At 40.0% G+C, this 18,324-nt stretch carries 20 protein-coding genes; 4 read left to right on the top strand and 16 right to left on the bottom strand.

Annotation, left to right across the window (positions count from 1 at the left end):
• Window positions 1-5 precede the first annotated feature (5 nt).
• The 3 genes from LX92_RS02000 to LX92_RS01990 form a co-directional block, all read right to left on the bottom strand.
• On the bottom strand, window positions 6-3,245 hold the full coding sequence (locus tag LX92_RS02000) for a GH92 family glycosyl hydrolase (protein ID WP_109649038.1): 3,240 nt from the start codon (window positions 3,243-3,245) through the stop codon (window positions 6-8).
• An 11-nt stretch (window positions 3,246-3,256) separates the two neighbouring features.
• Complete coding sequence (locus LX92_RS01995; RefSeq protein ID WP_223308307.1) at window positions 3,257-5,026, bottom strand: class I mannose-6-phosphate isomerase; 1,770 nt, start codon at window positions 5,024-5,026, stop codon at window positions 3,257-3,259.
• A 99-nt stretch (window positions 5,027-5,125) separates the two neighbouring features.
• Window positions 5,126-5,785: an NAD(P)H-binding protein gene (locus tag LX92_RS01990; protein WP_394340336.1), complete on the bottom strand. Its 660-nt coding sequence runs from the start codon at window positions 5,783-5,785 to the stop codon at window positions 5,126-5,128.
• Window positions 5,786-5,824: 39 nt separating this feature from the next.
• Between LX92_RS01990 and dinB the strand changes: the two genes are divergently transcribed.
• Window positions 5,825-6,925: a DNA polymerase IV gene (gene dinB, locus LX92_RS01985; RefSeq protein ID WP_109648591.1), complete on the top strand. Its 1,101-nt coding sequence runs from the start codon at window positions 5,825-5,827 to the stop codon at window positions 6,923-6,925.
• Between the two features lie 41 nt (window positions 6,926-6,966).
• Here the strand turns inward: dinB and LX92_RS01980 are convergent, their stop codons facing one another.
• The 13 genes from LX92_RS01980 to LX92_RS01925 all read right to left on the bottom strand — a co-directional run bounded on the left by LX92_RS01980 (window position 6,967) and on the right by LX92_RS01925 (window position 15,761).
• Window positions 6,967-7,470, bottom strand: a complete 504-nt coding sequence (locus tag LX92_RS01980) for a hypothetical protein (protein ID WP_109648590.1) — start codon at window positions 7,468-7,470, stop codon at window positions 6,967-6,969.
• 56 nt (window positions 7,471-7,526) lie between these two features.
• Entirely contained in the window at window positions 7,527-7,760 is a 234-nt protein-coding gene (locus LX92_RS01975) for a hypothetical protein (protein ID WP_109649036.1), read from the bottom strand.
• Window positions 7,761-7,867: 107 nt separating this feature from the next.
• Window positions 7,868-8,299, bottom strand: coding sequence for an Hsp20/alpha crystallin family protein (locus LX92_RS01970; protein ID WP_109648589.1), 432 nt, complete (start codon window positions 8,297-8,299; stop codon window positions 7,868-7,870).
• A gap of 71 nt (window positions 8,300-8,370) precedes the next feature.
• Window positions 8,371-8,865 (bottom strand): Hsp20/alpha crystallin family protein, encoded by a 495-nt coding sequence (locus LX92_RS01965; protein WP_109648588.1) that lies wholly within the window; start codon window positions 8,863-8,865, stop codon window positions 8,371-8,373.
• A 311-nt stretch (window positions 8,866-9,176) separates the two neighbouring features.
• Window positions 9,177-9,566 (bottom strand): cupredoxin domain-containing protein, encoded by a 390-nt coding sequence (locus LX92_RS01960; RefSeq protein WP_109648587.1) that lies wholly within the window; start codon window positions 9,564-9,566, stop codon window positions 9,177-9,179.
• A gap of 34 nt (window positions 9,567-9,600) precedes the next feature.
• Window positions 9,601-10,149, bottom strand: a complete 549-nt coding sequence (locus tag LX92_RS01955; protein ID WP_109648586.1) for a carboxymuconolactone decarboxylase family protein — start codon at window positions 10,147-10,149, stop codon at window positions 9,601-9,603.
• Window positions 10,150-10,200: 51 nt separating this feature from the next.
• Window positions 10,201-10,356 carry a hypothetical protein gene (locus tag LX92_RS22370; protein ID WP_170117778.1) on the bottom strand — a complete coding sequence of 52 codons (156 nt, stop codon included), beginning with the start codon at window positions 10,354-10,356 and terminating at the stop codon, window positions 10,201-10,203.
• A 91-nt stretch (window positions 10,357-10,447) separates the two neighbouring features.
• Window positions 10,448-11,296 (bottom strand): helix-turn-helix domain-containing protein, encoded by an 849-nt coding sequence (locus LX92_RS01950; protein WP_109648585.1) that lies wholly within the window; start codon window positions 11,294-11,296, stop codon window positions 10,448-10,450.
• A gap of 113 nt (window positions 11,297-11,409) precedes the next feature.
• Window positions 11,410-12,852, bottom strand: coding sequence for a pyruvate kinase (gene pyk, locus LX92_RS01945; RefSeq protein WP_109648584.1), 1,443 nt, complete (start codon window positions 12,850-12,852; stop codon window positions 11,410-11,412).
• 3 nt (window positions 12,853-12,855) lie between these two features.
• The gene (locus tag LX92_RS01940) at window positions 12,856-13,320 is read right to left on the bottom strand and encodes an IPExxxVDY family protein (protein WP_109648583.1); all 465 of its coding nucleotides are present in this window, start codon (window positions 13,318-13,320) and stop codon (window positions 12,856-12,858) included.
• A 114-nt stretch (window positions 13,321-13,434) separates the two neighbouring features.
• Window positions 13,435-14,166, bottom strand: coding sequence for a ribonuclease III (rnc, locus tag LX92_RS01935; RefSeq protein ID WP_109648582.1), 732 nt, complete (start codon window positions 14,164-14,166; stop codon window positions 13,435-13,437).
• Between the two features lie 7 nt (window positions 14,167-14,173).
• A complete protein-coding gene (gene fabF, locus LX92_RS01930; RefSeq protein ID WP_109648581.1) occupies window positions 14,174-15,424 on the bottom strand; it encodes a beta-ketoacyl-ACP synthase II in 1,251 nt (416 codons plus the stop codon).
• Between the two features lie 103 nt (window positions 15,425-15,527).
• Window positions 15,528-15,761, bottom strand: a complete 234-nt coding sequence (locus LX92_RS01925; RefSeq protein WP_047247024.1) for an acyl carrier protein — start codon at window positions 15,759-15,761, stop codon at window positions 15,528-15,530.
• 289 nt (window positions 15,762-16,050) lie between these two features.
• Here LX92_RS01925 and purN point away from each other — a divergent pair, with 289 nt between their 5' ends.
• The 3 genes from purN to LX92_RS01910 all read left to right on the top strand — a co-directional run bounded on the left by purN (window position 16,051) and on the right by LX92_RS01910 (window position 18,274).
• Window positions 16,051-16,626: a phosphoribosylglycinamide formyltransferase gene (gene purN, locus LX92_RS01920; RefSeq protein ID WP_109648580.1), complete on the top strand. Its 576-nt coding sequence runs from the start codon at window positions 16,051-16,053 to the stop codon at window positions 16,624-16,626.
• Window positions 16,626-17,261 (top strand): ribonuclease H1 domain-containing protein, encoded by a 636-nt coding sequence (locus LX92_RS01915; RefSeq protein WP_109648579.1) that lies wholly within the window; start codon window positions 16,626-16,628, stop codon window positions 17,259-17,261. Before purN ends, LX92_RS01915 begins: the two co-directional genes overlap by 1 nt.
• 86 nt (window positions 17,262-17,347) lie before the next feature.
• Window positions 17,348-18,274, top strand: coding sequence for a PfkB family carbohydrate kinase (locus LX92_RS01910; protein ID WP_109648578.1), 927 nt, complete (start codon window positions 17,348-17,350; stop codon window positions 18,272-18,274).
• Window positions 18,275-18,324: the final 50 nt, after the last annotated feature.

Below are 18,324 nucleotides of genomic sequence, written 5' to 3'. Positions count from 1 at the left end.
TTTAATTATTTATCGTTTAACGTTGATGGTGGAAGGCTTGATACACCCCATTTTTTATTGGGTTTGGGGCCCATTTTCAATTCTAGTTTCCCTCCTTTCAACAGCTCCTTTGAAGGGAACCAAAAGTTCTTTAATCTTTTTCCGTTCAACGTTGCACTTTGTACGTATTTATTATTGAAGGATGTGTTTTTTGCCTCAATAACAAAAGTTTTACCCCTTCCGTATCGCCCACCTAGATCTATTTCCACCTTTTCAAAAATAGGACTTCCTATTTCATAGATGGGATCTACACGAACCCCGCCATCTGTTTGAAAAAGCCCTAAGGATGCCATCATGAACCATGCGCTCATTTGCCCTTGATCCTCATCGCCCAAATAGGCGTTGGACAAACCAAAACCATAATACCTATCGATAATATCCCTACTCCACTTCTGCGTTAACCACGGTTTTTTAACCCAATTGAACAAGAATGAAAAATGCATGGATTGCTGGTTTCCTTGCGTAACCGGAAAATCCCAATACAACTCATTGGGCGCATTGTACCGCCAGGGACTACTGATATTAAAACCATCATCCAAGCGTTTTACGAATTCCTCCTCACCAACGATGGCCGCCAGTGCCGGGACATCTTGTGGAACAAAAAATGTCAATTGCCACGCATTACCTTCAACAAACTGAAAATTACCTGCCGTTTTAATAGGATCAAAATCGGGGAACCAAGAACCGTCGGAATGCCTTAAATGGGCAAAGCCCCCATCTGGGTTAATGGCATTTCTCCACCAATACCCTCTTCGTATAAATTCGTCATATTCCTTATCCTTACCTAATGCCTTTGCCAATTGGGACACCGAAAAGTCATCAAAAGAGTATTCCAGGGTATTTGAAAAACGCCCTTTGTTATACGGCACATAATGGTATTTTAGATAGGGCTCCAAATCCCTATTCCCCGCATAACCATTCCCTACCTTTTGCCCTAAAGTGGTCTGCATTTTATAAACAGCCTCAAAGGCCTTTTCCGCATCGATATTGCCAACGCCCATTTGATAGGCCCCGACGATAAGTGGAATCTCATGTTCTGCTACCATTACCGGAATATATTCCATTCCAGCCGGACCTTTGGCCAACCAGCCATTGGCATCATACATTCCCAACTGGGAATTCACCCATTTCGATGACCAATCCGGGGTTACCAAATTCCAAAATTGGTTTAAATTCCAAAATGTATTCCAAAAGGCATCACACCCTAAAGCCACTCCATTGGGGTCTTCAATTTTTTGAACCTGCTCCTCGGCATCGACCCAACTACCATCAACATCACTAAAAATATTCCTACTTACCAAAGCACGGTACATATTTGAATAAAACCTTGTTTTTTCCAATCGGTCATTCGATGTAATCAGGACCCTTTCGAATAAATCGTTCCATGCCTTTTCTTGATTCTCCCGAACTTTTTCAAAACTCCAACCAAAAGGTTTTGTTATTTCCTCCTCTAAATTGAGGGCAGCGTTGTCTATACTTACATACGAGATAGCGGTTCTTGTCTGTACCACTTGATTATCCGTGGTATCAAATTCAACAAAGGCGACTACGTCCTCCGGATTTTCAACCTTAAATTCCGCAGTATTCGTAATGGCGGCATCATCCTTTCCTTCTTTATCGCCATCTACCCAAACACCAAAATCCTTGATTGGGGCATCAAACTCCATCACAAAATGTACGGTATACTCCTGTGCTATATCATCCCATTCCTTGGGCTTATCACCATCTTCGACAAATTGTTTCCTATAATAACCTTCTCCCCAAACCGAAGGGGATATTTGCTTACTATAACCAACAATCTTATAATCGCTTACTTTTTTAATATAAGCTTCTTCAATCTTATAGTTGTATTCTGAAGGTGTTTGTAAATCAACAAGTATTCTGGAGTTGGGCTTATCCTTAGGATAGGTGTACCGCTGAAAACTAGCACGCGTAGTAGCCGTGAGTTCCGCCTTGATCTTATAATCACTTAAAAACACGGAATAGTACCCCAACGGTGCCTGCTCTGTATTTTTGTCAACACGTGAACGATAACCTGAATCGGGTTCTCCAGGGTTCCCTACCTCGGTAACCAAAGGGCCATTGGTTGGAAAAGTTCCCAAACCGGCCATAGTCCATTCGTGGATATGGCTGAATGTGCCTACACTTTCAAATGAAGGTTGATATCCTGCTTGCCATCCACTTTTCTGGTTATCCGGACTTATTTTAACCATCCCGAACGGCATCCATGGTCCAGGGGCGATCATCCATCTAGAATGCCCTGTTCCTATTTTGGTGTCGACATAATCAACTAATAGATTTTGCTTTTTAGGCAACCTTTCCACAGTTCCCTTTTCAATTGGTTTACCATCCAATAAAACCGTGTAACTACTGGTCTTTGATGTTTTCACGGCCGTCATGGGTGCTTCATAAATGCTTCGACCATGCTCTACGGTTTCTTTGAATATAACCTTACCTTCCAACTCTACCCGAAGCAATGGATTTCCTGAAAGATGCTGAACATCCAATAACAAAGGCTGGACTTCTTTGTTATCGATCTTCAATTCGTAGTCCGCAGCTGTAACATTTCTCAAGAATGCGTTTTCGGGCTTTATCAACTTCACATTTTCAGGCCCTTCCAAACGTACCTGGTCAAAAACCAACCAACTGCCTTCCAAGGTCGTCAATTGTATTCTATTGCCACCATGTTTGATCAATCCTTCCGGAATAGGGATACTCAATTTTTGTTCCTTGGTCTCCTTATTAACCCCTTTTAAGGCTTCGGCATTCTGCCCTTTATCGAGCTTGAACTTCCATGATTCATCATTGACGCTTACTTTAAAGAAGGGTGGTGTTTCAGGGTTACAATCCAAAACATCAACTACCAATCTCCAAGATCCCTTGCTTGGTTTTTCGCTAATTCCAAACAGAATATTTATTTCATGTGGACGTATACCCGCTAATCCCGAAGTACCTCCCCAATAATCCATTGCACCTGGCAATACAAAAGGAAAGTCTTTTTTTTCATTGGAAAAACCGACTAAATAAAACCGGTCTTCCCATCCAAAATCATGTTCCAAAAACTTTGTATACCCAGAATTTGCCAAGGCAAATTCCGAGCTACTATCATCGGAATCCCCGATTTTCCAAACCGTTGAATCCTGTGCTTGCGAAGTGGTAAACCATACTACCGCGATAATTAAAAATCGAAACTTTAAACAATTCATATTTTTTAGTTTTAACATGCTTCATCCTTTACAAAAGATACAATAACCTTGGCCTTGGTCTTCCCTTTATTCACCAAGGAATAATTTTCGGCGGATGCGGGAACCGCAAAAGTTTCCGCAAAATGGAAGGTTTGGGCTTCGCAGCCCTCGACCTCCAACTCAATGGACTCACCCTCGACCAACATCAACACATGACACTGACCATTCGTTCCTATAGCGACCTTACTATCGAATTCATACCTATAGATATCATAAAAATGATCCTTGTGTGTTGGTAGGTGTATTTTCTCCCAATCATCCCCTGATACTTCAGTTTTAGGCTTTGCCACCAGTGTGTCGGACACCTTTGGCCCCTGTCTATCAAAATTGAGGTTTTCAAAAGCCTTATCAATATTCATAGGCCTAGGGTTGCCCTCTAGATCCATACGTTGCCAGTCATACATCTTAAAGGTAAAGATGTACGGTGTTGCACTAATTTCCAGAACCATGTTGTTAATCCCGGAACAATGAATGGTACCGTGGGGAATTAGAAAAAGATCATGCTTATGTGCTGGAAGTTTCTGTACGTATTTCTCAACATCCAATTCCTCCTTGGATGTATAACTATGTTCCAAGGCCCTTTTAAAACCATTGGGATCAATACCCTCTTGGAAGCCCAAATACACTTCGGCATCTTCACCGGCATCCAGGATGTAATACGTTTCGTCCTGTGTGAAATTCTCCCCAAACTCCTTTTTGATATACTCCGGTTTCGGATGACATTGCACCGATAGGTTTCCTCCCTGAAAAGTATCCAAAAAGTCGAACCGAATTGGAAATTCATCACCAAACCTATGCGCTGCCTTACCTAAAACGTTTTCACTTTCCTGGAACATCAACATATCAAAAGAGACTTCCAACAAGGCCCCATCACTTTCAAACAACAAACCGTTCTCTGGTACGATCATCTCAAAAGACCAAGCGTAATTGGGCACATCCGGATTCAGCTCCTTGAACCGGTCTTTCATCCATTGGCCACCCCAAACACCAGGTTCAAACCATGGCCTGACCCTGAAGTGACTTTGGGACATTCTTTTGAGTCCATCCCTCAATTTTTTTCCACTCATCCAAACTGGATGCCCTGGTCTTTGCTGATCCACGATAATCGAAATATTCGGCAATAATTTTTTCTTTTCCTTGTTCAAAATAGGCCAATCAACAAAATAGAAATGTTTATACATTTGTTTATGGTCTTTAGGGGAACCAAAACCTAAATTGGTGATGGCATTGGCCCGCATGCGATACTGAAGCTCATTCTTGGGAAGGTCAAAATAAACAAGTTTCCCGTCCAAGTCCATTTCACTGGCTCCCGTACCATAAACGATTTTAATATCAACCTTGTCATCCAAGACATTGGACATTCTAGTTTTATCGAAATAATCACTTAGTTCCAAGTTTGTCCTAAAACCGAAAATTGGATCATCACCACCCAAAAATGGGTCTACCATGGACTTTAATTCCCCTTCCGATTTTAAGAAACCATCAATATTCTGGATAGAGGTACTTAGCCCCATCTTTTGAAACGCCGCATTCAAGGAGGTAATTACCTCATTCCAATCCACACCTACATAACCATCCAAAACCAAAGTGTCTGACTTGGCCAATTCCATAGCCAAAGTGGTATACCCTTCATTGATAGCCCCACTTTCAATAGAAAACGAGGGATAAATGCTATAGGATGAATCAATCTGTTCTTTTTTTTCGACAGGAATTAAAAATTGGGATGTTTTTCTTTTCATCATACTTAATTATAATTAGGAGTACACGAATATAACAATTATCATGTACATATGTCCATACATAATATCATTATAAATGAAATATTGGCATGTACGTATAATTTATAAACGCTGGGCTATTTCCTGGATGGCATCAGACGGTATCCTATCCCCGTCAAAATCATTATTGGCCAACCAAACCATGGCTTTGGCAATAGTCTCAGGATGAATTGTCTTGTATTTTTTCAAGGGTCCGGCCATTACGAGATTGGCCACTTTCATCAATTGTTTAAAAACCCATTCACCCAACCTTCTTTCCTCGCGTTTGCCCCCTATCAATGAAGGTTGTAGAATATAGGTCTTGGGAATATGCGCTTCTAAGACCGCTTCTTCCATCTGGCCCTTAATGCGATTATAAAAGATGGAACTGTTCGCATTGGCCCCCAATGCCGAAATGACAATAAAGGTGTTTATTGCATTTGATTTTGCGAGTAACGCCGCACTTTTGGGAATACCAAAGTCTATTTTTTTATAGAAATCCTTATTAGGGGTTTTCGATTTTGTTGTTCCGATACAGCAAAAAACCTCATCGCCCTTAAAATCGTCCTTATAGTCCTCCAAATTGAACATATCACCAAGATATTCCTCAATTTTGGGATCCGTTACTCCGACAGAACTTCTAGAGAATAATTTTATTTTGGAATACCTGGAATCATTCAACAGGAGTTCTAACAATCTACCTCCTGTCAATCCTGTTGCCCCTAAGATTATTGCCGTTTTCACCGCTATTGAATTGGTTAAAAGTTATTATAAATTTACAACATGAAAACGGATTTTCCCTTACGAAAGATCATACACGTAGATATGGATGCCTTTTATGCATCCGTAGAAGAGTTGGACAATCCTGAATTAATCGGAAAACCCCTTGCTGTGGGTGGTATTGAAATAAGGGGCGTTGTATCCGCAGCCAATTATGAGGCCCGAAAATTTGGTGTACACAGTGCTATGAGCGGGTATTTGGCAAAGAAAAATTGTCCACACCTCACTTTTGTAAAACCGCGTTTTGCCCGATACAAGGAAATATCGGGACAGATACGGAAAATATTTTTCGACTATACCGACTTGGTAGAGCCCCTATCTTTGGATGAGGCCTATTTGGATGTCACCACCAATAAAAAAGGAAACCCTTCGGCAACCTTGCTAGCCCAGGAAATCCGGAAACGCATTCTTGATGAAGTCGGACTAAAAGCCTCGGCTGGCATCTCAATAAACAAATTCATTGCCAAGGTCGCAAGTGATTTCAATAAACCCAATGGCCAAAAAACCGTAAACCCCGAGGAAGTACCCCAGTTTCTGGAAGACCTGGAAATCCGGAAATTTTATGGGGTGGGCAAGGTGACCGCCGAGAAAATGTACAAATTGGGCATTTTTACAGGGAAAGACCTAAAACAAAAACCACTTGAATTTCTCGAAGAGCATTTCGGGAAAAGTGGTTCCCACTATTTTCATGTCGTTCGGGGCATCCATACTAGTGAAGTAAAGCCACATCGCATTCCCAAATCAGTTGGGGCGGAACGTACCTTCAGTGAAAACCTGAGTAGCGAGATCTTTATGCTCGAACGGCTAGACCATATTGCGAACGAATTGGAAAAACGTTTAAAACAATCGAAAATTGCCGGTAAAACAATTACCTTAAAAATCAAGTATAGCGATTTTACATTACAAACCCGCAGTAAGACCCTGCCCTATTTTGTGACCGACAAGTCGCTGATCTTGGAAACGGCCAAAGAATTACTCTATCAGGAAAAAATGGAAAATTCGGTGCGTCTTTTGGGTATTTCCTTGGCCAATCTAAATACCGACAAAAATAAAACCGAGACTAAAAAAGACTCGGTCTTGGTACAGTTACAGTTCGACTTTTGACCGCTATTCAAGATGGCAAGGCCCATACGGCCTTATTAATCCTATGATTTTTCACCTGTACCTTCATTCCCGATTTTCTCAAACTCGGATTGGTACCTTTCCAAAAATTTGCGCTGCATGCCTTCCATTTGCTCACGAAAACGGTCTATATCCATAAAATCATGGCCGAAATCGCTATCGAAGAAATCATCATTGAAAAACTGTTTGGCAAACAATGAATCCTTAGAGAACAGGTCAGAAAATCCTTCATGGTTAAAATTTGAAAAACCGTGATAAAACCTAGATTGCATGGATTGTAAAATGCTATCCCTGTCCATACTGGCCAGTTTGTCGAGGTCGGTACTCGAAGACCATGAATATATTGAGTCATATCGAATGAGGTTCCCCTGTTCATCAAACTCCCTATTGACCTTCCAACTACCTTTAGGTGCCTCGGTAATTTCAGCTTTGGTATCACCTTGGACATCATCCTTGTTTTGCTTTTCCTGGCTATTGCAACTTATTGTTAGAAGTGCCGAAATAGCCAATACAATATACTTTTTCATGATACAATGATTTTAAGGTTACTAAATTTATTTTGAATGATCTTATATTCAACATCCTAGGTTTTATATATACCGCCTGTTTCCCAATGTTTCAATAAGCGGTTTTCATGAATTATTTTCGAAATCCTTTCCCCGTTCCTGTAATAAACACACTCCAGATAATTACCATCATTAACCTTGTCCAGAATTGGGAAGTCGTTTAAAATGTATTTTACGACCTCCATTTTTGTCGTATCCGGACTACCCTTTACCTTAACCCAATCACCGGGTTTGAATTTCCTTACTTTCATAGTCATCCTTTTTAAAAAATCACTATTCAATTCCAGAAAGTATTTTATTCGAATTAAAAAGGTTTTCCATCGCATATGAATTTCGATTACATGAAGCAACCGTTAAACTAGGCCACCTCGATAATCCTGGTTTTTCGTTCGGCCTGGGGCCTCTTCCCCACCTTAATATCCAATATTCCATTCTTCATTTTGGCCTCTATACGATTTGGGTCGGCATTCGTTGGCAATGCGAATGCCCTATAAAATGAGTTGCCCACAAATTCTGTTCGCACCCAGTTTTTATTTTTTTCCTCCAGGCTCTGGCTCTTATGCCCGCTTATGATCAAATAATCATCCTCTATTTGAATTTGCACATCGTTTTTGTCCAATCCCGGTAAGGCCATGGAAAGCTCAAAGACCTTCTCTTCGTCACTAATGTTCGTTGAAGGGATGGTGACCAATTCCTCATTGTTCTTATGTGGCAATAGCTTTCCAAAAAAGTTGTCTAAAAAGGGTGGTATCTTAAAATCCTTTCCTATTTCTTTTCCAAATACTTTCATCTTTAAGAAGAATTATGATTAACCGTTAAAATGTAATGGGAGACCGGCCCATCCGGCCTCCCATGTAAAACTTATTTAATCTCTATAATTCGTGGTGGCTTTTGAATGGCCTCCTCTTTTTTGGGAAGATGGATACTGAGGATTCCATCTACATATTCCGCCTTGATATTCTCTTCCTTTATGGTTTCGGGTAAAGAGAACGAACGTTTGAATGTAGCATATCCGAACTCCCTTCGTGTGTAGTTTTCTTCATCCCCCATATTCCCTTTGGACTCCTTATTATCCTCGTGGACCTCTTTTGAAATGGATAATACCTTATTGTCCAAATCAATATGGAAATCGGTTTTTTTCATTCCCGGAACAGCCATATCAACATAATAGGCATCCTTGGTTTCCCTGATATTTACCTTGGGAAGCGTAATTCCCGTATTGAAATTGGATGTGAAAATCGAAGGTAGATCCCTATTGAACATTTCATCTATCCATGCAGACCATGTTGGATAAGTTAGGCCACTGGTATTTGTTTTTGCCAAACTTCCATTTCCTGCTGTTACCAAATTACTCATAACGACAAAATTTTTAAGTTAGACAATTATTTAAAAATCATTGCAGTAGCAACAAATTGGGTGCCGAAATTGAAAAAATATGACGTAGGGGGAAAAGTTTTAAAACAATTTAAGAAAGTCAATTCCCAATTATTAAAGAAGTATTAAAAAAAATGTCATTATGACATTTGAAAGTGCCACTTTTTCACTGAGGACCAAAAATGGGTTAAAGTCGATATGCCATTCCAGTTGGGCCATTGGGTACGCACATCATGTAGAAAGCCTCGATATATATATTATACCGAGGCTTTCTTTATCATGTTTATTGGAAATTATTTTACGATAAGGGTATTGTCTGTTGCCGTAGGGTTTAAAGGACAAAAATACACATACTCCCCCTTTTCCAATTTCGTAGGTTTGGATTTTTGGGTCTTACCCGTTGCCACAGCCTCCGTGACATATGCCGTTTGAATATGGTTTTCCGGTTTACCAATGTCCTTTCCCTTTTCAACCAACACAAATCCGACATCATGGCCCACCGCATTATTTGCGATTTCAAAAACGTATGTTCCTTCAGAAACCGTGATTTGTTTTTGGGTGAACTCCCCGGATGTTTGCTCCAAAGAAATCGTTTTTTGGGTCTTGTTCATTATTTTATCCTGGGCATTTACCGAAAATGCCGTTCCAAATGCCAATACTACCAATGTTATAATTTTTTTCATCGTTTTAAATTTGTTATTCCTTATTCATACTTATTTATGCTTCTATAGCTTCCAATGTTTGGGCAGCTGGGAAATCTACCGGTACATCCGTTGTTTTATGTAAATAGTTCGAAATTGTTTTATCGCCTACCAATACTATCGTATCCACTAAATTGCCTTTACTCCAACCTGCACTGAAAAAATCCGCTATAACAGCTTTATCGGTAGCCCCACGATTTTCGGTAATGTTTTTGGCCAACCTTGCCAAAGCATCCAACTTGGTGTCGAAACTTGCTTTTCCTGAGCGCAATTCCAAAATCTGACTATCGGTAAAACCATTCATTTTCCCAATTGCCGTATGGGCTGCCAAACAGTATGAACAATCGTTAACTTGACTCACTGCCAAATTCACCACCTCCTTCTCTTTGGCACTTAAGGATGTTTTAGCATTGGATAATGCCAAATAATTTTGCAGTGCATTTTCAGAATATGCGTAGGTCGCATATAAATTTGGCACAAAACCTACTGCCTTTTCCAGATTGTCAAAAATTGCCTGGTTCGTAGCACTTACTTCTTCCCTTTTGGGTACATTAAAATCATTCATGTTTATGTTGTTGTTTAATGGGACTTATTGAATCCCTGTTATTGGTAATGATTAGAAGGATATAAACGGTTTTTCCGCATCACAATAGAAATCGTGATGGCGTTCATGCGCACAATGGTTTTCTAGATTAAGGGATTGGGGCTCTGCCCTTTTTGTCTTACCAAAAATCTCGATAAGGTTGAAAATGGATTTGATATGTACTTTCATCTTGCCTTGTTTTATAATTACAATGCAAAGATGTGACAGCAATCAGGCTTTTTGTTATTACGCATTTCCCGACTGCTTGTAAAAATTTCCCTTAGTGAAGGATATTGTGGGTTTCCCGGTATTCCGTTGGGGAATAAGAGGTTACTTTTTTAAAGAACCGGCTAAAATGTGCTGGATCGTTAAATCCCAACTCGTACGCTATTTCCTGATTTTGCTTGTCTGTGAAATTGATCAACCTTTTGGCCTCCAAAGCCAAACGGTCCAAAATAATTTGTTGTGGGGATTTTTGATTGTAGATCGCAAAAAGGTTGGATAGTGTTTTTGGACTTTTGAAAAGCAACTCGGCATACTCACTTACCTTTCTTTTTGTTTTAAAGTGTTCATCCACCAAGACATTAAACTTACGGATAACATCTATTTGATCATTATCGAGTTTTTTAAGTATCAACTGCTCTTTGGCAAGCCTTGTTGACATTATTATCAATCTTTTCAATAACATTTGAAGCATGTCCCCTTGAATCTTATCCGATGTCGTAAACTCATCCTCAAAAATCCCATACAGTGTATTAAACTTCCGTTCCTGTTCTTTAGGTATGGTTATTATCGGCAAGTCTTGTGTTCCAAAGAACAATATGCCATTACAGGAGACCTCAGCATCATGGTCCGAAATACAGTAAAATTCCCTATTAAATAAAAAGGATGTTAACGGCAACTTCGTGTTCTTATAAGAAATGTGCTGTAAATAGGTTGTCGTGGTCAACTGGTTTGGTTGCAATACGACAGGAAGACCATCAATAAGGATTTCCAGATTTTCGCGATTCCTATTCCACAGGAAATTAATGGTCCCTGAAGTGATGGAAAAACCTTGTCCCTCATTTTTAATGTCATCCGTCAAACCGAAAATAGCTCCCAATTTGCGGTTGTAAAATTCAAACTTCATACTTTGTTTTTATAATACCTCATAGTATTAGTCTAACCCTGTTTGGAAAACTTACTAAAAGAAAAAGCCCAAACACGCTTGTGTTTGGGCCTATAACATTAGGTTAGCTACAATTAATAACCACAATTCTTTATTTCGGTCACCCTCAATGTGTTCACCATACCTTTATCCTTGATCGGCATGGCCGCCAAACTGATGAGCATATCACCTTCCTCCAAAAATCCTTTTTTACAGGCAATGACATTCACATCCTCGATGGTCTCATCGGTAGAAACATACTTGTCATAATAAAATGCCTTAACACCCCAAAGTAGATTCAATTGGGTTAATATTCTTCTATTGGAAGTAAACACCAAAATATAGGCACTAGGTCTCCATGCCGAAATTTGAAAGGCCGTATACCCACTATTGGTCAAGGTAGATATGGCTTTTGCCTTAATTTCATTCGCCATGATCGCGGCGTGGTAACAGACCGATTTTGTAATATATCTATTGGTTCTGATGTGTGGTGGCTCTTGAGGCACGATAATCAGTTCCGAATTCTCAACGCTTGACAAAATGCTTGACATTTTCTCTATAACCTCGACTGGGTAATTACCTACAGAGGTTTCCCCGGAAAGCATTACGGCATCGGCTCCATCCATAACGGAATTCGCTACGTCATTGACCTCGGCCCTTGTGGGGGTAAGGCTAGTGATCATCGTCTCCATCATCTGTGTTGCGATTATCACAGGAATCCTGGCTTTTTTGGCCCTTAGCACCAATTTTTTCTGGATCAAGGGTACTTCATGCGCAGGAACCTCAACACCCAAATCACCACGGGCAACCATTAAACCGTCGCAATACGATACGATCTTATCGATATTATCGACTGCCTCAGGTTTTTCGATTTTTGCAATAATCGGAATTTTATGTTGGCCATGTTCCTTGATGATATTCTGTAGATCAATGATGTCCTGGCTATGTCTCACGAAGGACAATGCAATCCAATCGACATCCAATGAAATGGCAAAAATGGCATCTTTGACATCCTTTTCAGTAAGTGCCGGCAGGGAAATATTCGTATTAGGCAGATTCACCCCCTTTTTGGACTTTAACGGTCCGCCTTGGATTACCTTGGCATGTACTAGATCTTTCCTATTGGTCGATATCACTTCGAACATCAACTTACCATCGTCCAATAAAATACGTTCACCGGGGTTTACGTCTTTAGGAAAAGCGGCATAGTTCATATATACCCTTTCAGCATTTCCTTCAAAAGGCGTTCCGGTAACAAAGTCAATTTCATCCCCAGGGGCCACAACTACCTCTTCAGCCATTACACCTACCCGCAATTTAGGGCCTTGTAAATCCCCTAAAATAGCAATATTGGTCTCCATTTCCGCATTGACTTCACGAATCATTTTTACACGTGCCGTTACATCCTCGTAATCGGCATGTGAGAAATTAATTCTAAATACATCAACCCCGGCCTTTATCATATCGACAATTACTTCCTTTGTACTCGTAGCAGGACCCAAGGTTGCAACTATTTTCGTCTTTTTTATTTTTGGCATCAATTAAAAAATTAAGTTGTTTCTTGATTTCAATGTATCTGCATCCAAACTATATGCAGTTATTATTTTAGGTATGGTCAATAAATCTTTCACCAGAAAGGATGAGTCTAAATCATCATCATGTTCAATCTTGACAAAATAATCGACCTCTTTATATTCTGGTACCAAATAGTGTTTTGCAAATGAAGGCTCATCTTGAAAAAGTCCATCCCGTACCAAAAGTTCTTTTTTTATACTCTTATTGGCAATCAATGTCCAATACCGATCATGCTGGTCGTCTTGCCATTCGAAGAAAGGAAACGACTTATATTCAGACAGTTCCAAATCTTTCGAAGCCCTAACAAATGATGAATTGAGCACCATATTCAAGGCATACACAATCGAATAGTCCTGCATAGAACTATGTAATGCGATTAGGGTAAAGGATTCCTCGTAAAAATCACCACTAATTTTATGCACTGCTGCCATATGCGTACAAAAGCGTAAATATATGATTAATAAAATATACAGCCTAAGCGACTATAGACTAAAGCCATTTTTGTTAAAACAATAATGGTATATTTTCAATTTATTAGTGCAATATTAACCTATCCTATCCTGAAGGGCAAAGAATGCACGTTTTGAAGCGCGCTCCTCAGCCTTCTTTTTAGATGTTGCCCGCGCTTTTGCAACAACTTTATTCCCTATGGATAGCTTTACGGCAAAATGTTTCAATTCATCCTTGCCGGTATCTTCATATACATTATAATTGAACGATTTTTTCTGTTTTTGGCACCATTCTATGATCAAACTCTTATAACTAATGACCTTACCCTCGAGTTGTTCAATATCAACATAAGGTCCTATAACCCTATCATAGATGAATTTCTCGCAATATTTATACCCCCGGTCCAAATAAATGGCCCCTACCAATGCCTCAAAAACATTGCCATGGATATTATCCCCAAAATGGGTTTTGGGAATTCTACTTTCGACAAGTTTGATCAAATTTAGATCTTTACCAAGTTCATTCAAATGTTCCCTACTAACAATCTTAGAGCGCATTTTGGTCAAATACCCCTCATCCCCTTCGGGCACTTCATTATATAAGTACCTCGAAATTATGGTTCCCAACATACTATCCCCTAAAAATTCGAGGCGTTCGTAATTCATTGGGTTGCCTTTTTTATCTTTTCTATTTACCGATCGATGTAAAAAGGCTTTTTTATAAATTTCGAGTCGCTTCGGCTTAAAACCCAAGATATCCGTGACACCCAAAAAAAAATCCCCATCCTGCTTAGGATGGGAATTAAATATATTGGATGGGAAATTCATAATCTTATTAACTGATTTTCTTAAAAACAACACATGCATTATGTCCTCCAAATCCGAAGGTATTACTCATGGCCACATTTACTTCCCTTTTTTGCGCTTTATTCAAGGTAAGGTTCAGTTTTGGATCAATTCTATCATCGAAAGTCGTATGGTTTATCGTCGGCGGCACAATACCATATTTCATGGACAGGATAGACGAAATGGCTTCAATCGCACCGGCAGCTCCCAATAAATGACCCGTCATTGATTTTGTTGAATTGATATTGATTTTTGGCGCATGGTCTCCGAATACTTCTGATATTGCCTTAAGTTCCGCTACATCTCCCAAAACAGTAGCCGTACCATGGGTATTTATCGCATCGACATCCTCCGGTTTTAGACCAGCGTTCTCCAAACAATTTTTCATAACCTGTACAACACCAATCCCATCGGGATGCGGTGCGGTCATATGGTACGCATCACTTGTCATTCCTCCACCAAGTACCTCGGCATATATTTTAGCCCCTCTTGCCTTGGCATGTTCATACTCCTCAAGAACAAGAGCTCCTGCCCCTTCTCCCAACACAAAACCATCCCTGGTTGCATCAAAAGGTCTTGAAGCGGTTTCAGGACTATCATTTCTAGTCGAAAGGGCGTGCATGGCATTGAATCCGCCCATACCCGCCATGGTTACGGCTGCCTCGCTACCTCCGGTAACAATAACATCGCAATGACCCAAACGAATATAGTTAAGGGCATCGATCATGGCATTTGCCGATGAGGCACATGCTGAGACCGTTGTATAGTTTGGTCCCATAAAACCGTGTTTGATCGAAATATTACCAGGTGCAATATCCGCTATCATTTTAGGAATGAAGAAAGGGTTGAACCTTGGGGTACCATCCCCATTTGCAAAGTTTATCACTTCGTTCTGAAATGTCTCAAGACCCCCTATACCTGCTCCCCAAATTACACCGACCCGAAATTTGTCAACAACATTCAGATCTAACTTGGAATCAAGTATGGCCTCATCAGAGGAAACCAAGGCATATTGGGCAAACCGGTCTAATTTACGTGCTTCCTTTCGGTCGAAATAATCTTCAGCTTTGAAGTTTTTAAGTTCGCAGGCAAACTTGGTTTTGAACTTTTCAGCATCATAATAGGTCACTGGGGCGGAACCACTTTTTCCGCTGACCAAACCTTCCCAATATTCCTCAATATTATTACCAATAGGTGTCAAAGCACCTAATCCTGTAACTACAACTCGCTTTAATTGCATTGAACTAACTTTAAATTAATAAGCCAAGTGAAATTAAATAAAAATATCCATGCAGCATGTGTACCGCATGGATAATTATTAACGTATTCAAGAAATCATATGATTACTTCGCTTCTTCTATATAGCTTATGGCCTGGCCAACTGTTGCGATATTTTCAGCTTGATCATCAGGGATTTGAATATCAAATTCCTTTTCGAACTCCATAATCAACTCAACCGTATCCAGTGAATCCGCCCCTAAGTCGTTGGTAAAGCTCGCTTCTGAAACCACTTCGTTTTCATCAACTCCTAATTTATCAACGATGATAGCCTTAACTCTTGATGCAATGTCTGACATAATAATTTTGGTTTTTAAAATTTAAATTGTTGGCAAAAATAAAAAACTTTGGTGTTAATAATACCTTTTGTGCTTAATAATGTTAGTAATTTAAGAAATTTAAACACAAGTGTATTAATTTAGCCAAAATATTTTCTTCGGTAACGGTGTGGAAAAGGAAAGCAAAGATTATGGATTTTAGCCCTTTTTAATATTTGAGAGTGCCTGCTATGTTCTCTAATCCCGGTTTCTTTCCCTAGTCGCCCTACCGATAATAAAAACTATATACTTCTAAAAAAATCCTACTCTTTTGAAAACCAAACAAATTATTTTATTTGCCTCTGGTTCTGGATCCAATGTTGAAAATATAATCCGCTATTTTCAGGATAAGCCAAACGTTACTATAGCCATGGTATTGACTAACAAAAGCAATGCCAAAGTTTTAGAACGATGCAACAGATTAAATATCAATGCTTTATACTTCAATAAAACCGCATTTAAAGAAACAGATTGCATCCTTGATATTTTAAAATGCGCCAAACCGGATTTAATTGTCTTAGCCGGGTTTTTATGGAAAGTCCCTGAAAACATCATCAAAGCGTTCCCGAACAAGATCATCAACATCCATCCCGCCCTCTTACCAAAATACGGTGGTAAAGGTATGTACGGGGACAACGTGCACAAAGCCGTAAAAATGAACAAGGATGATGAATCGGGTATCACCATTCACTATGTAAATGAGCATTACGATGAGGGAGCGATAATCCATCAGGCGAAAACCAAAATAGTTTCCGAAGACAAGGTGGAAGACATCGCGGCGAAGGTACACGCATTGGAGTATGACCATTTTCCCAAAGTCATTGAACAACTGTTATTGGCCCAATAATGGCAAAAAAGTCGAAATTTTATGTGGTTTGGAAAGGCAAACGCCCAGGGGTTTACACCACCTGGAGCGATTGCAAGGCTGCAATAAGCGGCTACAAAGGTGCCCAATACAAGTCATTTGCCACCTTTGATATGGCAAAAAAGGCTTATAACTCCGATTACGAATCGTATAAAGGCAAAAAGAGTTCCACCGCAAGATTAACCCCGGAACAGCTTCAGAAAATAGGGAAACCAAATTACCACTCCATTTCGGTAGATGCCGCATCCAGTGGCAATCCCGGTATTATGGAATACCAAGGTGTCGACACCAAAACCGGTAAAGTACTGTTTAAACAAGGGCCTTTTCAACAAGGAACCAATAATATTGGGGAGTTTTTGGCCATTGTTCATGGGTTGGCCTTTTTAAAACAACAGAAAAGTGACCGTATCATTTATACCGACTCAAGAACAGCTATGAGCTGGGTCCGAAAAAAAACCTGTAATACGAAGTTAGTGGAAACACCCAAGAACAAAGACCTATTCGATTTGGTCCGAAGGGCCCTTGATTGGTTGGACAAAAACACTTACAATACAACGATCGTTAAGTGGGAAACCAAGGCTTGGGGTGAAATTCCCGCAGATTTTGGAAGAAAATAAAGCTTTGACAACTTTTTACAATAAGGCCACATCCCTATGGATTTTAGCCCATCATTAATGTATATTTGCAGCAAAATTTTAATGTAATGGGCAAATTACTGATTGTCGGCACTGTCGCCTTCGATGCTATTGAAACACCTTTTGGTAAAACGGATAAGATTTTGGGCGGTGCAGCTACCTATATTGGCCTTTCGGCTTCCCAATTTGATGTACAATCAGCTATCGTTTCCGTAGTTGGCGACGATTTTCCGCAAGAATATATCGATCTTCTTAAAAATAAAAATATCGACACCTCATCACTTGAAGTGGTGAAGGGCGGCAAGACCTTTTTTTGGAAGGGGAAATACCACAACGATTTAAATTCCAGGGACACCTTGGTCACCGAGTTGAACACCTTGGCTGATTTCAACCCTGTGGTACCCAATGATTTCAAGGATGCCGACGTGGTCATGTTGGGCAACTTGCACCCCAATGTTCAAATGAGTGTAATCGACCAAATGACCAAAAGACCCAAATTGGTTATTTTGGATACCATGAATTTTTGGATGGACAATACCCTTGATGAATTGATGAAGGTCATAAAACACACCGATGTCATTACCATCAATGATGAAGAGGCACGACAACTGACCAATGAATACTCCTTGGTAAAGGCTGCTGGGAAAATACAGGAAATGGGGCCTAAATATGTAGTGATTAAAAAAGGGGAACATGGCGCCCTTTTGTTCAACGAAGACAATGTTTTCTTTGCACCGGCCTTACCGCTAGAAGAAGTTTTCGACCCAACTGGGGCGGGAGACACTTTTGCTGGTGGTTTTTCGGGATATTTGGCAGCCACGGAAAACACATCATTCAACAATATTAAGAATGCGGTCATTCACGGCTCTAATCTAGCATCTTTTTGTGTTGAACGTTTCGGCACCGAAAGAATGCAAAATCTGGACAAGGATGAAGTGAACAGGAGAATGCTTCAATTCAAGGCATTGACACAATTTGATATTGAAATACAATAACAATGATACGCCCTGCAACAATTGCCAGGGCTTTTTTAATCTAAAGAAGC

The sequence above is a fragment of the Maribacter polysiphoniae genome (genome assembly GCF_003148665.1).
GTDB classification, from domain to species: domain Bacteria; phylum Bacteroidota; class Bacteroidia; order Flavobacteriales; family Flavobacteriaceae; genus Maribacter_A; species Maribacter_A polysiphoniae.
This window is presented reverse-complemented; position numbering and strand designations above follow the sequence as displayed.

Coding starts and splice junctions, on each gene's coding strand:
- LX92_RS01950 (WP_109648585.1), bottom strand. CDS start 11,296: ATGAAGTTTGAATTTTACAACCGCAAATTGGGAGCTATTTTCGGTTTG.
- pyk (WP_109648584.1), bottom strand. CDS start 12,852: ATGCCAAAAATAAAAAAGACGAAAATAGTTGCAACCTTGGGTCCTGCT.
- LX92_RS01925 (WP_047247024.1), bottom strand. CDS start 15,761: ATGTCAGACATTGCATCAAGAGTTAAGGCTATCATCGTTGATAAATTA.
- LX92_RS01975 (WP_109649036.1), bottom strand. CDS start 7,760: ATGAAAGTAAGGAAATTCAAACCCGGTGATTGGGTTAAGGTAAAGGGT.
- LX92_RS01980 (WP_109648590.1), bottom strand. CDS start 7,470: ATGAAAAAGTATATTGTATTGGCTATTTCGGCACTTCTAACAATAAGT.
- LX92_RS22370 (WP_170117778.1), bottom strand. CDS start 10,356: ATGAAAGTACATATCAAATCCATTTTCAACCTTATCGAGATTTTTGGT.
- dinB (WP_109648591.1), top strand. CDS start 5,825: ATGAAAACGGATTTTCCCTTACGAAAGATCATACACGTAGATATGGAT.
- LX92_RS01970 (WP_109648589.1), bottom strand. CDS start 8,299: ATGAAAGTATTTGGAAAAGAAATAGGAAAGGATTTTAAGATACCACCC.
- LX92_RS01910 (WP_109648578.1), top strand. CDS start 17,348: ATGGGCAAATTACTGATTGTCGGCACTGTCGCCTTCGATGCTATTGAA.
- LX92_RS01915 (WP_109648579.1), top strand. CDS start 16,626: ATGGCAAAAAAGTCGAAATTTTATGTGGTTTGGAAAGGCAAACGCCCA.
- rnc (WP_109648582.1), bottom strand. CDS start 14,166: ATGAATTTCCCATCCAATATATTTAATTCCCATCCTAAGCAGGATGGG.
- LX92_RS01965 (WP_109648588.1), bottom strand. CDS start 8,865: ATGAGTAATTTGGTAACAGCAGGAAATGGAAGTTTGGCAAAAACAAAT.
- LX92_RS01960 (WP_109648587.1), bottom strand. CDS start 9,566: ATGAAAAAAATTATAACATTGGTAGTATTGGCATTTGGAACGGCATTT.
- LX92_RS01955 (WP_109648586.1), bottom strand. CDS start 10,149: ATGAATGATTTTAATGTACCCAAAAGGGAAGAAGTAAGTGCTACGAAC.
- LX92_RS01995 (WP_223308307.1), bottom strand. CDS start 5,026: ATGATGAAAAGAAAAACATCCCAATTTTTAATTCCTGTCGAAAAAAAA.
- LX92_RS01940 (WP_109648583.1), bottom strand. CDS start 13,320: ATGGCAGCAGTGCATAAAATTAGTGGTGATTTTTACGAGGAATCCTTT.
- LX92_RS02000 (WP_109649038.1), bottom strand. CDS start 3,245: ATGAATTGTTTAAAGTTTCGATTTTTAATTATCGCGGTAGTATGGTTT.
- fabF (WP_109648581.1), bottom strand. CDS start 15,424: ATGCAATTAAAGCGAGTTGTAGTTACAGGATTAGGTGCTTTGACACCT.